The sequence below is a fragment of the Amycolatopsis sp. NPDC051045 genome, assembly GCF_040682955.1.
In the GTDB taxonomy this organism is placed as follows: domain Bacteria; phylum Actinomycetota; class Actinomycetes; order Mycobacteriales; family Pseudonocardiaceae; genus Amycolatopsis.
The window spans coordinates 249,546-264,363 of record NZ_JBFBCC010000014.1; the positions used below are offsets into that span (position 1 = coordinate 249,546).

At 70.6% G+C, this 14,818-nt stretch carries 15 protein-coding genes; 1 reads left to right on the forward strand and 14 read right to left on the reverse strand.

All coding sequences use genetic code 11. The features are described from left to right. A complete protein-coding gene (locus AB0M80_RS29955; RefSeq protein ID WP_364571602.1) occupies nt 1-624 on the reverse strand; it encodes a DUF6801 domain-containing protein in 624 nt (207 codons plus the stop codon). Between the two features lie 361 nt (nt 625-985). On the opposite strand from AB0M80_RS29955, the gene AB0M80_RS29960 reads away from it, so the two are divergent. Next, the gene (locus AB0M80_RS29960) at nt 986-1,933 is read left to right on the forward strand and encodes a hypothetical protein (protein ID WP_364571604.1); all 948 of its coding nucleotides are present in this window, start codon (nt 986-988) and stop codon (nt 1,931-1,933) included. Nucleotides 1,934-1,988: 55 nt separating this feature from the next. Here the strand turns inward: AB0M80_RS29960 and AB0M80_RS29965 are convergent, their stop codons facing one another. The 13 genes from AB0M80_RS29965 to AB0M80_RS30025 form a co-directional block, all read right to left on the reverse strand. After that, nucleotides 1,989-2,657 carry a hypothetical protein gene (locus AB0M80_RS29965; RefSeq protein ID WP_364571605.1) on the reverse strand — a complete coding sequence of 223 codons (669 nt, stop codon included), beginning with the start codon at nt 2,655-2,657 and terminating at the stop codon, nt 1,989-1,991. 41 nt (nt 2,658-2,698) lie between these two features. After that, nucleotides 2,699-3,346, reverse strand: a complete 648-nt coding sequence (locus AB0M80_RS29970; RefSeq protein WP_364571607.1) for a hypothetical protein — start codon at nt 3,344-3,346, stop codon at nt 2,699-2,701. Beyond that, nucleotides 3,343-3,858: a hypothetical protein gene (locus tag AB0M80_RS29975; RefSeq protein ID WP_364571608.1), complete on the reverse strand. Its 516-nt coding sequence runs from the start codon at nt 3,856-3,858 to the stop codon at nt 3,343-3,345. Before AB0M80_RS29975 ends, AB0M80_RS29970 begins: the two co-directional genes overlap by 4 nt. After that, nucleotides 3,843-5,048, reverse strand: a complete 1,206-nt coding sequence (locus AB0M80_RS29980) for an MlaD family protein (RefSeq protein WP_364571610.1) — start codon at nt 5,046-5,048, stop codon at nt 3,843-3,845. The genes AB0M80_RS29975 and AB0M80_RS29980 overlap by 16 nt, the downstream gene beginning before the upstream one ends. Next, nucleotides 5,048-6,139 carry an MCE family protein gene (locus AB0M80_RS29985; RefSeq protein ID WP_364571612.1) on the reverse strand — a complete coding sequence of 364 codons (1,092 nt, stop codon included), beginning with the start codon at nt 6,137-6,139 and terminating at the stop codon, nt 5,048-5,050. The genes AB0M80_RS29980 and AB0M80_RS29985 overlap by 1 nt, the downstream gene beginning before the upstream one ends. After that, complete coding sequence (locus tag AB0M80_RS29990) at nt 6,136-7,155, reverse strand: MCE family protein (RefSeq protein ID WP_364571614.1); 1,020 nt, start codon at nt 7,153-7,155, stop codon at nt 6,136-6,138. The genes AB0M80_RS29985 and AB0M80_RS29990 overlap by 4 nt, the downstream gene beginning before the upstream one ends. Then, on the reverse strand, nt 7,152-8,144 hold the full coding sequence (locus AB0M80_RS29995; RefSeq protein ID WP_364571616.1) for an MCE family protein: 993 nt from the start codon (nt 8,142-8,144) through the stop codon (nt 7,152-7,154). Before AB0M80_RS29995 ends, AB0M80_RS29990 begins: the two co-directional genes overlap by 4 nt. Further along, the gene (locus AB0M80_RS30000) at nt 8,141-9,148 is read right to left on the reverse strand and encodes an MCE family protein (RefSeq protein ID WP_364571618.1); all 1,008 of its coding nucleotides are present in this window, start codon (nt 9,146-9,148) and stop codon (nt 8,141-8,143) included. Before AB0M80_RS30000 ends, AB0M80_RS29995 begins: the two co-directional genes overlap by 4 nt. Next, nucleotides 9,145-10,419: an MCE family protein gene (locus AB0M80_RS30005; RefSeq protein ID WP_364571620.1), complete on the reverse strand. Its 1,275-nt coding sequence runs from the start codon at nt 10,417-10,419 to the stop codon at nt 9,145-9,147. The genes AB0M80_RS30000 and AB0M80_RS30005 overlap by 4 nt, the downstream gene beginning before the upstream one ends. Further along, a complete protein-coding gene (locus AB0M80_RS30010; protein WP_364571622.1) occupies nt 10,416-11,270 on the reverse strand; it encodes an ABC transporter permease in 855 nt (284 codons plus the stop codon). Before AB0M80_RS30010 ends, AB0M80_RS30005 begins: the two co-directional genes overlap by 4 nt. 1 nt (nt 11,271) lies before the next feature. Then, the gene (locus AB0M80_RS30015; RefSeq protein WP_364571624.1) at nt 11,272-12,066 is read right to left on the reverse strand and encodes an ABC transporter permease; all 795 of its coding nucleotides are present in this window, start codon (nt 12,064-12,066) and stop codon (nt 11,272-11,274) included. Between the two features lie 327 nt (nt 12,067-12,393). Beyond that, on the reverse strand, nt 12,394-13,371 hold the full coding sequence (locus AB0M80_RS30020; RefSeq protein WP_364571626.1) for an LLM class flavin-dependent oxidoreductase: 978 nt from the start codon (nt 13,369-13,371) through the stop codon (nt 12,394-12,396). A 26-nt stretch (nt 13,372-13,397) separates the two neighbouring features. Next, a complete protein-coding gene (locus AB0M80_RS30025) occupies nt 13,398-14,792 on the reverse strand; it encodes an FAD-dependent monooxygenase (protein ID WP_364571628.1) in 1,395 nt (464 codons plus the stop codon). Nucleotides 14,793-14,818: the final 26 nt, after the last annotated feature.

Below are 14,818 nucleotides of genomic sequence, written 5' to 3' on the forward strand. Positions count from 1 at the left end.
TCAGGGGGTGATGACGAAGTCGGGCGAGAACGCCCGGTTCTGCGCCGGGCTGGTGGTCTTCACCGTGCAGGTCATGTTCCAGTTCGCCCAGGTGTTGTTGGACGACTTGTGGAACTGCAGCGCCGCGGTGATCGGCGTGCCGAGCGACAGCGTGTCGGCCCCGTCCGTCGCCGGGGCGGTGTAGGTCGGGACCGTCGAGCTGGCGTCCTGGGCGATGTTGACCGTGATCGAACCACCGGCTGGGTAGATCGTCTCCGGGATGTTGAGGTTGGTGGCCGGGCCGGAAACCGTTCCGCGGGCCGCGGTCACCGGGACGGTCGCCCGGCCGCGGATGCCGTCGTAGCCGACGGCGGTCAGCAGCGAGTGGACCGCGGCGGAGATCGTCGCGGTGCCGCCGACGTTGGTCGGCACGGCGGTGCCGTTGACCGGGATCGAGTCCGGGCCCGTCAGGAACGCGGTGATCGCCACGTCCTGCTGCGGGATGCCGGGGAACGTGCACCGGTGAAGGGCCGCGGCGTTGTACGTCGTGTCGGCCGACGCCACACCCGCGGTCAGCATGCCGAGCGTGCTGACGATGGCTGCGGTGGTGACTGCCTTGAGGGACAAGTTCTTGAGTCGGGTCATGACTGTCAATCTCCTTTGATCATCCAGTTGACGTCTCGGTGGGCGCTGCCCACGCGCCCCGCGGACCGAGCGGTACCGCGAATTCCCCCGGTGATTTCCCTGGCCCAGCCCTGACCCTCGCGAGGTGGCTGTGAGAAATAATGTTACTCGCCAGTCGGTTGCGCAACAAGCGTGTGCCGTACCGGCTTGGGTCGTGGTCCTTGCGGGTGCGATTTTTGTCAACGACGGAGTATTCGTGGCGGACACTTGGTTGGCGCTTGACAAAGAACTCGACGACTGTCGTCCGGCGATTGTCCGGGTTAGTATCTGGGTGCGTGCGTGCACCGTAACTGCAGGAATCGATTCAGCGAAAGAAGATACCGTGGCCGAAGTCTTCCGTTTCCGGAGCGCATCCCGCCGGGCCGCCGTGCTGGCCGCCGCGGCACTGGCCGCCGCCCCGTTCGTGCCGGCCGCGTCCGCTTCGGCCCAGGACACCGGCGGTGTCCAGGAATGGGGTTTCTCGAACTACATCTGGGAGCCGTCGCCGGACGCTCTCGACGGCGTGACCGCCGTGTCCATGGGCGGCATGGACGCGATGGCCCTGAAGGAGGGGCGGGCCGTGGTCTGGGGCGACAACAACTTCGGCCAGACGGAAGTACCGGAGGCGGCAGCCTCGGGTGTCAGCGCGATCTCCGCCGGCTGGGCACACGAGCTCGCGCTCAAGAACGGTGGCGTCCTGGCCTGGGGAAACGATTGGTACGGCCAGGCGGACGTGCCCGCCGACGCGAAGTCGGGCGTCGTCGCCATCTCGACCAGCGCCATGCACAACCTCGCGCTCAAGGCGGGCGGGCGCGTGATCAGCTGGGGGCTGCGGACGGACGTCCCGGCCGCGGCGATGTCCGGGGTCACCGCCGTTTCCGCCGGTGGCGACCACAGCCTGGCTCTCAAGGACGGCGGGGTCATCGCCTGGGGCAGCAACAGCCACGGCCAGTCCGACGTCCCGGCCGACGCCCGGTCCGGTGTCACCGCCATTTCGGCGGGTCATCAGCACAGCCTCGCGCTCAAGGACGGCCGGGTGATCGCGTGGGGCCGCAACGACAACCATCAGGCCGAGGTTCCGGACACCGTCCAGTCCGACGTCGTCGCGATCGACGCGGGCTGGACGTTCAACCTCGCGCTCAAGAGCAGTGGCGAGATCGTCGGCTGGGGTTCGAACGACGTGCTGGAAAGCGACCCGCTGAGCAACGGCATCTGCGGTCCGCTGCTGGCCGCCTCGGCAGGCGACCGGTTCAGCGTCGTGCTCAAGGCGGACCTGTCCGCACCCTGCTGACCAGGCGCGGAAAGAGGGGCTTCCCGGCTGGGAAGCCCCTCTTTCGCACCAGGGGTCAGCCTTGGTTCTTGGTGGCCAGGTCCAGGGAAATCGTGTTGCCCGGCCCGGAGATCAGAGCGCCCAGCGCCAGGTCGGCGATGAAGCAGTTCTTGAAGTCCGGGATGGTGTAGGTGCCGGTGACGGTGATCTTCGGGCCGAAGATGTCGACGTCCTTGGCGCTCAGGTCGAGGTCGAGCGGCTTGCTCGCCTTGCAGCTGCCCGGCACCGTCGGCAGCGGGATCACCGGGACCAGCAGGCCGGCCCAGATGTCGTAGATCTCCATGTTCGCCTGGGCGTGCGTGGTCAGCGTGCCGTCGGCGAGGGTGCCGGTGGCCGGGCCGGTCGGGGTGATCTTGACCTTCGCCTTGATCTTGAAGAGGCCGGACACCAGCGAGATGTTCGCCTGCGACGGCGGCAGCGACAGGTTCGCGCGCAAGCCCACCGAGCCGGTCACGTCGTCGATGACCAGGTTGCCGTCGAGGTTGCCCGGCCCCAGGTTCATCGCACTGCCGGTCTTCTTCACCACGGTGCTGCCGGTGACCGTGTAACCGACCGGGATCTCGATCACGTCGGCCGAGGCGGGAACGGCGGCGACGACGCTCATCGCGACGCCCGCGGCCGCCGTGACCGCGGCCGCGCGGGCCCATTTCCGGCCGTTCTTACGAGTGCGCAACAAAGAGGGCATGCCAACTCTCCTTCGAATTGTGCAGCGTGCTGAAAACTGGGTCAGCGGGGCGTGAGGCCGGTAATCTTCCAGGTATTGCCGTCACGTTCCGCCGTCACCGAAAGCTGGGCAGCGGCGGAACTGCTGGAATTGTTGTCCGCGCGGGTGGCGAACTGGTCGAGGAACACGAGGAGCCGGGCGTGGCCGTCGCGGATTTCCTGGACCGCGGAGGACGTCACCCGCGTCGTCAGCACCAGTTTCTGGGCCGGTGCCTTCTCCTTCACCTGGGCGAACAGCCGGTCGTAGGTGGTGCGGGCGTCACCGCGCAGGACGTCCTGGGCGGCCTGTCCGGTGACGTCGGTCTTGTCGTAGGAGTAGGAGAAGATCCGGTTCAGCGCCAGCGTCACCGCCGAGGTCACGTCGGCGGTGGCCCCGACGTCGGTCAGGGCGTGGTTGGCCGCGGCCGGGTCGCCGGCCGCCGACCGTGCCGCCACCGTGAACACCACGCCCGCCGCGGCCAGCAGCACGGAGACGGCGATCAGTAGCGGCACCAGCAGCGGGCGGCGCCGCGGCTGCCCGGCGTCCTCCGGGATCTCCGGAGCGGCGTCGGTGCCGTCGGAAGCGGAATCCGAAGCGGTATCGGGATCGGGCTCGGAAGCGGTCACTTCGGGCTCTTCTTCGGTGGCGGCCGGTGCGTCGGTGGTGCTCATCGCGCCCCCACCGGCAGCTCGTCGAGCGCGCTGAGCTTCCAGCCGCCGTCGGTCCGCGTCAGCGCCGCGGCGAACCGGTTGCGCTTGGTCGCCGGCGCGACGCCTTCCTTCTGCGCGGTGATCTCCACCGAAGCCAGCAGCTTCGCGGTGCCGGCGTGTTCGTCGAGTTCGCTCAGTGCGGCGTCCAGCACCTTGCCGGTGGACACCGTCGCGTCCTGGGTGAGGGTCTTCTTCGTGGCCTCGTCGGTGTGGGCCAGCCGGTCGTGCAGCGGGCCGGTCGACGCGTCGAGCCACTGCGCGAGCCCCTGGTCCAGCCGGTGGTAGTCCAGGGTGCACAGCCGCGCGACCAGATCCCGGCCCGCGGCCACCGCCTCGTCGCGGGCGGTGCCGTAGGTCAGCTCTTCGCTGTGCGCGGTGCGGTACCAGGAGAACCCCGACCAGCCCGCGAAGGCGGCGGTGACGACCACCGCGAGCACGGCGGCCCGCAGCGGCCGCTTCACTTTCCCAGCCACAGCATCTCCTCGATGGTCGGGGACACCGCCAGGCCGGGCGCCGCGGGCAGCGGAGCGCCGGAGCCGGGCACCGCGGGGGCGGCCACCGGTCGGTGCGGCACGTTCTGCGAGCCCCGCACCGACGTCGGGTCGCCCTTCTCGAGCGTGCACGCCGCGCCGGTGTTGAACGGCAGTGGCGAAGTGTCCGTGCTGGGCCGGTACTGCGTGCTCTCGTACCCGGCGCGGCAGGGGAGGGGGTCGTAGAACGTCAGTGCCATGGCGAGGTTGCCGTCGCCCCCGGCGAAGGCCGTCGATGTCGCCGCGACCACCTTCGGCGTCGCGACCAGCAGCTGTTCCAGCTCGCCGGTGCGGGCTTGGAAGACCTGCGCCGTGGTGAGCAGGTTGGCCAGCAGGATCGGCAGCCCGGGGTCGGTCTCCTTCAGCAGGGCGCCCAGCTCGGTCGCGGCCGGTGGCGCGGTGGCGATCAGCCGCCGCAGGTCACCGTCCGAATCGGACAGCTGCGCGGCGAACAGCTTGGCGTTGCTCGTGAACGAGCGCCACTCGGCGGACGAGTCGAGCTGGGTGCGCAGCACGGTCGAGCCGTCGTCGATCAGCTTCGCCGTCTGGGGCAGGTTGTCCGACGCGTCCTTCGTGAACGACGTCGCGGTGTCCAGCAGCACCTGCAGGTCGGGCCCGGTGCCGCGCAGCGCGTCGTCGAGCTCGTCGACGACCGTGCGCAGGTCGCCGGTGGGCACGGACGCGGTCAGTGAGTCGAGGTCGCCGAGCAGGTTCTGCACCGGCATCGGCAGCGTCGTCTTCTCCCGCGGGATGACCGAGCCGCCGGTCAGGAACGGGCCGTCCGACGTGCGGGGCTGGAGGTCGACGTACTGTTCGCCGACCGCGGACCGGTTGGCCACCACGGCTTGGGCGTTCGCCGGGATCGGCGGGGCCGAGCGGTCGATGATCAGGTCCGCCTCCGTCCCCAACGGCGTCAGCCGCAGGTCCCCGATCCGCCCGACGGCGACCCCGCGGTAGGTGACTTCGCCGTTGGTGAAGATGCCGCCGCCCTCGGCGAGCTCCAGCTTCACGGTGTACCCGCCGTTGCCGAGGAGCCGGCCGATCCCGGCGTAGTTGGCGCCGACGAACGCGACGGTGACGAGCGAGATCACCACGAACGCGATGACCTGCACCCGGACCCTGGTGGTCAGCATCAGCGCCCTCCCGGTGCCGTGGCCTGGCCGGCGGCCGCGAGCGGAAGCGGAGGCAGCGTCGGCAGACCGGGCGGGACGCCTTCGCCGTAGTTCGGCAGCGGCACGCCCGGGGCCGGGATGACCGACAGGTAGACGTTGAGGTAGTCGCCCTTGATCGCCGGGAGCACCGCGTCGGTGTACGGGAAGGACGGCAGGATCTCCAGCGACTTCGGCAGGGACGCCCCCGCTTCGGCGAGCCGCTGCAGGATCGGCGCGAGCGCGCGCAGGTCGGCGACCAGATCGGCCTGGCTCTTGTGGATGACGTCGGTGGCGACGCCGGAGAGGTCGTCGAGCGACTGGAGCATCGCCACGAGCTGGGTGCGCTGGTCGGTCAGCGTGCGCAGGCCCGGCGTCAGGTCGGTGAGCGCCCCGGACACCTGCTTGTCGCGGTCGGCGAGCGTCGTCGCCAGCCGGTTGACGCCTTCGAGCGCGGCGGTGATGTCCTGGCGGTGCGCGTCCAGGTCGGTGGTCAGCGTCTTGACGCCGGACAGGAACGAGCGGATCTGCGACTCGTTGCCGGTCATCACCTTGCTCAGTTCACGGTTGATCGTCTGCAGCTGCCCGATGCCGCCGCCGTTGAGCAGCAGCGAAAGCGCGCCGAAGACCTCCTCGACCTCCGGGTTGCGGTTGGTGCGGGACACCGGGATCACCGCGTTGTCGGCCAGCCGGGCGGTCTGCTGGGTTTCCCCCTCGGGGGCGGCGAGTTCGACGAACTTTTCGCCCAGCAGGCTGGACTGCCGCAGCCGGGCGACGGCGTCGGGGGGCAGCACGACGTCGCCGTTGACCTCGACGACGGCTTCGGCGGTCCAGCCGTCCGCGCCGAGGCGGATGGTCTCCACGCGTCCGACGGGCACGTCGCCGACCTTCACCGCGGCCTGCGGCACCAGGTCGAGGACGTCGGCGAACTGGACGGTGACGTGGTACGGGTGGTCGCCGGCGTCGGCGCCGCCGGGCAGGGGCAGGTCGTAGACGCCCTTGAACTCACCCGAGCAGGCGGTCAGCACCAGGCAGCAGCTCGCGGCCAGGGCCGTGACGCGTCGCGATCTTCTCATCTTCCGCCCGCCTCGTTCGTGTAGACCGACCCGGTCACCGGCAGCGGCAGGTAGTCGATCAGGTCGGTGCGGGTCTGCAGGGCCCCGGTGGCGGGGTCGACCGTCTGGATGAGGTTGGTCGCGGCCAGCGGCGCGGTTTCGAGCAGTTCGGCCAGCGACGCGCGCTGGTCGACCAGCGTCTGCGTGGTCACCGCCAGCTTGTCCACATTGGACTTGATCAGCGCCCGGTTGTCCTTGATGAAGCCCTGGATGTCGCCGAGCGCGGCCCCGAGCGAGCGCAGGGCCGACGCCAGCTCGTCGCGGTTGGCCGAAAGCGTGCCGGACACCGCCGCGAGCTGCTGGTTGACCTGCGTCACCTGGTTGTCGTTGGCGGCCAGCATGCTGGTGAACCGCTGCAGCTCCCGGACGGTGGCGAACAGGTCGCCGGAGTTGCCGGACAGGGTCCTGGCCAGCTCCGCGAGCTGCCGGACGGTGTCGTTGAACGCCGTCCCGTTGCCCCGCAGGTTGTTCGCGCCGGTGGTGAGCAGGTCCGAGAGCGCGCCGTTCTTGTTCGCGCCGTCCGGGCCCAGTGCCTTGGTGAGCGAGTCGAGGCTGGCGTACAGCTCGTCCAGCTCGACCGGGGTCGCGCTGCGGTCCACGCCGATGGTGGCGTGGTTCACCAGCCGCGGCCCGCCGCGCGCCGGCTTGGAGAACTGGACGTACCGGTCGGCGACGACGCTGGGCGCGATGACGACCACGTCGGTGTCGGCCGCGATCGGCGCGGAGCCGTCGTAGGTCAGCGTCACCTCGACCTGCTCGCCGCGCGGGGTCACCGACTCCACCTGGCCGATCCGGACGCCGAGCAGCCGGACGTCGGAGCCGCTGTAGACGCCGACCGCCCGGGAGAAGAGCACGGTGGCGCGGTCGAGGCCGGTGCCGGAGAAGATCCACCACAGGGCGAGCACGACGACGAGCGCCAGCACGACGGCGCCGGCGACGAACCGGCTGAGCCGGTCCTGGGTTCGGGTGGCGTTCACTTCGGGGCTCCCGTCCGCTTCGGCGGCACACAGGGGTCGCGGTTCTCGGGCAGCAGGCCGCAGAGGTAGGAGTCGAGCCACCGGCCGTTGCCCAGCGCGTTGTTGGCCAGCCGGAAGTACGGCCCGGCGGCGGCCAGGCTCTGCGCCAGGTTGTCGTTCTGCCGGGTCAGCAGGTCGGTCACGGTGTTCAGCTGGCTCAACGCCGGCTTGAGCGTGCCGGCGTTGTCGGCCACCAGGCCGGAGAGCTGCGCGGCCAGCGCCTGCGCGCCGGTCAGCAGGTCGTGGATGGCCTGGCGGCGCCGGTCGAGCTCGCCCAGCAGCAGGTTGCCGTCGGAGAGCAGTTGCTCGAAGTCCTGGTTCGAGTTCGCCAGCGTCGCCGTGATCCGCTTCGCGTTGGCCAGCAGATCGGCGAGCTGGTCGTCGCGGGAGGACACGGTCTTCGACAACGCCGACAGCCCGTCGAGCGCGGTGCGCACGTGGGCCGGGGCGTTGCGGAAGGTGTCGCTGATCGCGGTGAAGCTGTCGGCGAGCTGCCGGGTGTCGATCGAACCCGCGGTGTTCGCGAGGCCGTTGAACGCCTCGGTGACGTCGTACGGGGTGACCGTGCGGGTGCGCGGGATCGCCTGGTCCGGGTCCTGCACGGCGTCGCCGGTCGGCTTGAGCGCGAGGAACTTGCGGCCCAGCAGCGTCTTGATCCGGATCTCCGCCGACGTCCGGTCGCCGACCCAGGCGTTCTTCACGCGGAAGGTGACGAGCACGTGGTCGTCGGCCAGTTCGACGTCGCGGACCTCGCCGACCTTGATGCCGGCGACGCGGACCTCGTCGTCCGGCTGCAGCCCGGCCGCCTCCGAGAACTCGGCGCGGTAGCTGGTGCCGCCGCCGACGACCGGCAGGTTCTCGTAGTTGAACGTCACGGTCAGCAGCGCGGCGAGGACGACGCTCCCGGCGACGCCGAGGGTGAGCGGATTGCGTTCCTTGAAGGACTTCACGAGCCGCACCTCTCCGCGGTGATCGGCGTCCCGCGCGGCGGCAGGGTCTGGAGGACGGCGGTGCAGACGTAAAAGTTCATCCACGAGCCGTAGGAGCTGATCCGGCCCAGGTCGTTCAGCTTCTCCGGCAACGTGCTCAGCGTCTGCTCGAGGCCGGGCCGGGTCTGCTCGTCCGCGAGGTTCTTCGTGACGCCGTCGAGGCCGGTGATGCTGTCCTTCAGCGGGGTCCGCACGTCGCCGAGCAGACCCGCGGTGGCCGTGGAGAGGTCACCGAGGCCGCCGATCGCGTCGCCGATCACGGCGCGGTCCGCGGCCAGGCCGGACACGAGCTCACGCAGCGTCGAAATCAACGTCGTCAGTGCGGTTCCCTTGCTGTTCACCGTGCCGAGCACGTGGTTGAGGTTGCTGATCACCTCGCCGATCAGCCGGTCGCGGTTCGCGAGCGTCGAGGTCAGCGAGCCGGTGTGCGCGAGCAGCTCCTCGACCGTGCCGCCCTCGCCCTGCAGCACCTGCACGATCTCGCCGGAGAGCTGGTTGACGTCGGTGGGCGAAAGCGCCTGGAACAGCGGCTTGAAGCCGTTGAACAGGTCGGTCAGGTCCAGCGCGGGCGTGGTGCGGTTGAGCGGGATCTCCCCGCCGACGGGGAGGGTGCCCCGGCCGCCGGCGCCGCGTTCCAGCGCGACGTAGCGCTGCCCGACCATGTTGCGGTACTTGATGACCGCGCCGACGTCGGCGGGCAGCTGCCGTCCGGCGTCGAGGGAGAAGCGGACGTGCGCGAGGCTGCGGTCGGCGATCTCGAGTTCCTCGACCTGCCCGACGCGCACGCCGGAGATCCGCACGTCGTCGCCGACGTTCAGCGACGTCGCGTCGGTGAAGGTGGCGCCGTAGAGGTCGGTGCGGCCGACGCCGGTGTTGGCGATGGACACTGCCAGCAGCACGGTCGCGGCCGTGGTGACCAGGATGAAGATCAGGCTCTTGAGCAGCGGGGCGGCGAAGTTCCTCACTTCAGCGTCACCTCCGTGCCGCGGTAGAGCGCGCCGACCAGCACGCTGCTCCAGTCCGCGACCTGCCCGGTCGGCACGCCCAGCTGCGGTGCGAGCACCGTGGCCAGGAGTTCCCGTTCCTGCGGGGAGTTCGCGACGCCGAGGTCGTCCTGCGTGCCGGTCAGCAGCGGGTGCCGGGGCGTGCCGGGCGGGACCGCGGCGGTGCCGGTCGTCGGGGCGACACCGCTGGGGTAGCAGCGCGGGCCGCCGTCCGCGGTGTACACCGGGTCGTCCTTGCCGGGCAGGTACTTGCCGCGCGACTGGGTGACGGTGACGGCGGCGTGCATGCCGGGTTGGCCGGTGCCCTTGCCGAGTGCCTCGTCGACCGGCTTGCGCAGCGCGTCCATCGCCTTGAGGGTGCAGGGGAAGCTGGGGGAGTACTTCGCCGCGACCTCCAGCGCCGAGCGGCTGTCGGCCGCCAGGGCGATGAGGTTGTTCTTGTTGCGGTCGAGGAACTGCCGGACCTCGCCCGCCGAACTGCTCACCTGCTGGTAGACCGCGGCGAGCTCGGGTGCCTTGTCGTGCACCGTGTTCAGCGTGACGGCCGAGTCGGTGAGCGCGTCCAGCAGGTCGGGGGCGATGTCGCCGTACAGCCGGGAAACCGACGCGAGGTCCTGGAGGTCCTTGGTGAGCTGCGGCAGCTGCGGGTTGAAGGCGGCCAGGTAGTCGGCGGCGGTGGACAGCGTCTTCCCGAGCTGCTCGCCGCGCCCCTGAAGGGCCGTCGAAACCGCGGTCAGCGTCGTAGCGAGCTTCTGCGGCTGGACGGCCTTGAGCACCGGCAGCAGGTTGTCGAAGACCCGTTCCAGCTCGACCGCGTTCGCCGAGCGGTCCTGCTCGATGACGTCGCCGGCGACCAGGTGCGGTCCCCGCCCGCCGTCCGGGATGGACAGCTGCACGTACCGCTCGCCGAACAGCGTCTTCGGCACGAGCAGCGCGGAGACGTTGCGCGGCAGCATGTCCACCTTGCCCGGCTCGAGAGCAAGCGCTATCTCGGCGCCCTGCGGCGTCGCCCGGACGCCGCGGATCTCCCCGACGAGCACGCCGCGGGCCTTGACCTGGCCGCCGGCTTGGAGCTGGTTGCCGATGCGGCTCGCCTTGAGGGTCACCGGGACCGTGCTGACGAAGTCCTTGTCGTACACCTTGATCGAGAGCGTCACCAGCACGCCCAGCACCACGAGGAACAGCACCCCCGCGGTGCGGACCCCGGCCTTGCGGCGGGTTTCCCGTCTCATCCGGCCACCTGCACGGTCGTCGTCGCGCCCCAGATCGCCAGGGACAGGAAGAAGTCGAGCACGCTGATCGCGACGATCGCGGTGCGCACCGCGCGGCCCACCGCGACGCCGACGCCGGCCGGGCCGCCGCTCGCGCGGAAGCCGTAGTAGCAGTGGGCCAGTACCACGACGACGCTGAACACCAGGACCTTCCCGAACGACCACAGGACGTCGCCCGGGGGGAGGAACAGCAGGAAGTAGTGGTCGTAGGTGCCCGCGGACTGGCCGAAGAACCACACGGTGATCTGGCGCGAGGCGAGGTAGCTCGACAGCAGCCCGATCGCGTAGAGCGGGATGACGGCGAGGAAGCCGGCGATCACCCGGGTCGTCACCAGGTACGGGACGCTGGGGATGCCCATCACCTCGAGTGCGTCGATCTCCTCGGAGATCCGCATGGCGCCGAGCTGCGCGGTGAACCCGCAGCCGACGGTGGCGGACAGGGCGAGCCCGCTCACCAGGGGCGCGATCTCGCGGGTGTTGAAGTAGGCGGAGACGAACCCGGCGAACGCCGAGGTCCCGACCTGGTTCAGCGCGGAATAGCCCTGGAGGCCGACGACCGTGCCGGTGGCCACGGTCATCCCGATCATCACCCCGATCGTGCCGCCGATGACGGCCAGCGCGCCGCTGCCGAAGCTGACCTCGGCCAGCAGGCGGATGACCTCGCGCAGGTAGTGGCGCAGGGCCCGCGGCGTCCAGGCGATCGCGCGGAGGAAGAAGAGGATCTGGTCGCCGAGGGTGTCGAGGAAGCCGAACCGGCGGTCGACGGCCTCGCGCACGCGGGTGCCGCGGGTGGGCACTTCCGTCGTCGTCACTTCAGCTCCCCTTGGGCGGCACGAGTTGGAGGTAGACGGTGGTGAGGACCAGGTTCAGCACGAACAGCAGCAGGAACGTGATGACCACGGACTGGTTGACCGCGTCGCCGACGCCCTTCGGCCCGCCCTTGGGGTTGAGCCCGCGGTAGGAGGCGACGACGCCGGCGACGAAACCGAAGATGAGGGCCTTGATCTCGCTGATCCACAGGTCGGGCAGCTGGGCCAGGGCCGAGAAGCTGGCCAGGTAGGCGCCCGGGGTGCCGTGCTGCATGATCACGTTGAAGAAGTAGCCGCCGAGCACGCCGACGACGCTCACCATGCCGTTGAGGAAGACCGCGACGCCCATCGCGGCGAGCACCCGCGGCACGATCAGCCGCTGGACCGGCGAGACGCCGAGCACTTCCATCGCGTCGATCTCTTCGCGGATGGTGCGGGCACCGAGGTCGGCGCACATGGCGCTGCCGCCGGCGCCGGCGATGAGCAGCGCCGTGACGATCGGGCTGGCCTGCTGGATGATCGCGAGCACGCTCGCCGCGCCGGTGAACGACTGTGCGCCGATCTGCGTGGTCAGCGACCCGATGTGCAGCGCGATCACCGCGCCGAACGGGATCGACACCAGCGCCGTCGGCAGGATCGACACGTTCGCGATGAACCAGAACTGCTGGATCAGCTCGCGCGCCTGGAACGGGCGGCGGAAGGTCAGCCGGACGACGTCGAGGCCCAGTCCGTAGAGCCGTCCGGTCTGCCGCAGCGCGGCGGCCCCGGGGAACGACGTCGTCGTCGTCCGTTCGGCCATTCGTGTGCCTCCAGCGGTTTCGGCGGCACGCCGAATACACCCGAGTCGCCTAAGGGGAAATGGTCCGAACGGGGTAACAATTGTCGGCCATTCACGGTCTCGGGGGTACCGTGCCGTTTCCTACTGGTCGGTACGCTAACGACGGCCTTGCTGGGAGACAAGAACTTGAGCAGGATCACGGGGTCACGGGCTGGTAACCGCACATTTATTGTCCAATGCTGACAAACGGACCGGATCTTGTTGTCAGCAGAAGCAAAGAAAATGACTGAAGGGCACCTTCTTCACATCAGATGAGATGAAGGCGCCCTTCAGGGGATCCGGTCGCGGTCAGGACTTGAGGCCGGCGATCAGCTCGTAGGAGCGGACCCGGTCCGCGTGGCCGTGGACCATCGTCGTGATCATCAGCTCGTCCGCGCCGGTGTCGGCCAGGAGCTGCTCGAGTCCCTTGTGGACGGTCTCCGGCGAGCCGACGATGCTCGAGCCGAAGCGCTCGGCCAGGAACGCGCGGTCCATCTCGGTGTACGGGTACTCCGCGGCCTCCTCCGGCGTCGGCAACGCGATCGGGCGGCCGCGGCGGAGGCTGAGGAACGTCAGCCCGCTGGGGCCGGCCAGGAACCGGGCGCGCTCGTCGGTCTCGGCGGCGACCACGGACACGCCGAGCATCACGTGCGGCTCTTCGAGCACCGCGGACGGCCGGAAGTTCTCCCGGTACAGCTGCACGGCCGGGATGGTGTTCTCGGCGGCGAAGTGGTGCGCGAAGGAGAACGGCAGCCCGAGCCGCCCGGCGAGCTGGGCGCTGAAGCCGCTCGAGCCGAGCAGCCACACCGGCGGCTGGTGCCCCTCGGCCACCACGGCGTTGACGCCGCGAGCCTCCGAATGGGTGAAATAGCCGATCAGCTCCTGCAGCTGCTCCGGGAAGTTCTCCGCGGACAGCCCGCCCGGGCCGCGCAGGGCGAGCGCGGTGCGCTGGTCGGTGCCGGGCGCGCGGCCGATGCCGAGGTCGATCCGGCCCGGGTGGAACGCCTCCAGGGTGCCGAACTGCTCGGCGACGACCAGCGGCGCGTGGTTGGGCAGCATGACCCCGCCCGAGCCGACGCGGATCCGCTCGGTCGCGTCGGCGACGTGCCCGATCAGCACGGCCGTGGCCGAGCTGGCGATGCCGGGCATGTTGTGGTGCTCGGCCAGCCAGTAGCGGTGGTAGCCCAGCCGTTCCGCGGCGCGGGCGAGGTCCAGGGTGTTGCGCAGCGTCTCGCCGACGGTGTTCCCCTCCGACACGGGGGACAGGTCGAGTACGGACAGCGGCACGTCAGGCAGTGAGCTCACAACCGGGGTCAACGCCCCGGTGCCGTCATTGCTTCCCGCAGGGCGGCCGGATCGTCTCCGCTGAACGCCACGACGCCGTCCGGGCGCACGAAAAGCGCGTCGGCCGGGGCGTCCGGGCACCGCGCCGTGACGATCTTCACGTCCGGGCCGGCGGCTTCCCGCAGGTCGGCGCGATCGGCGAAGTCGAACAGCACGGGCCGCGCGGCGCGCATGATCTCGGCCACCCGGGTGGCCCGGCCGCCGACGGTCAGCGGCAGGTCCGGGACGTACGGCAGTTCGTCGGCGTCCCGCAGCAGCCCGGCCAGGTGCCACGTCGGTTCTTCGAACGCCGCCAGCTCGCCGAAGAGCGTCCTCAGTGCGTCGCCGTCCTCGCCGGTCAGGCGATCGAGCAAGGCCTGGACGCGGGTCTGCGTCAACGTGCGCGCGGCCACCGGGTGCCGTTCGTCGTGGTAGCTGTCGAGCAGCGAGTCGGGCGCCTGCCCGCGGACGACGGCGGCGAGCTTCCAGCCGAGGTTGACCGCGTCCAGCAGCCCGACGTTGAGCGAAGAGCCACCGGCGGGGAACAGGTGCGCGGCGTCGCCGGCGAGCAGCACCCGCCCGGCCCGGTACCGCTCGGCGAGCCGGGCCGAACTCACCGTCCGCGACAGCCACAGTGGTTCGCCGAGTGGCAGGTCGGTGCCCAGGACCCGCCGGACGGCGTCGCGGAACTCCTCCAGCGTCGGTTCGCCGGGCGGCTCCGGCGTGACCTCGCGGACGCCGGCGATCACGACGCCCGGCGTCAGCGACGTCACCAGCACGCGGCCGGCGGGCCGGCGGTTCCACCCCTGGGCCAGACCCGGCACCGTCGTGAAGAGGCCGGCGTCCCCGCGGAAGTGCCCGAGGCGCATCAGCTCGTCGTCGGTGGTGCCGGGAAAACCGATGCCGGCGAGGTCGCGGACGCGGCTGTGCGCGCCGTCGCAGCCGACGACGTACCGGGCCCTCATGGGGTATTCGCCGTCCGGGCCGCGGACGGTCAGCGTGCCGTCGTCCAGGGCCAGCAGCTCGTGCCCGCGCCGCACCTCGGCGCCGAGTCCGGTGGCGCGTTCGGCCAGGAGCGCCTCCATCCGCGGCTGCTGCAGCATGAGCCCGCGCAGCGGCGAGCTGTCCATCGCCGTGAAGTCCAGGGCCACCGGCCCGAACGGGAATCGCGGGAGCGGCCCGGCGAACGCGGCTTCGGCCCGGAACCGCTCGAGCAGTCCCCGGTGGTCCAGCTGCTCGACGATCCGGCCGCCGAGCCCGTTCGCCCGCGGCCGCGTGTCCGGGGCGGTCCGCCGGTCCAGCACCACCGCCGTGGCTCCGCCGAGCCGCAGCTCCGCCGCCAGCATCAGGCCCACCGGGCCCGCCCCGATCACCGCGACATCCATGCCGTCCTCCTCTTGTCAGTTCAAAC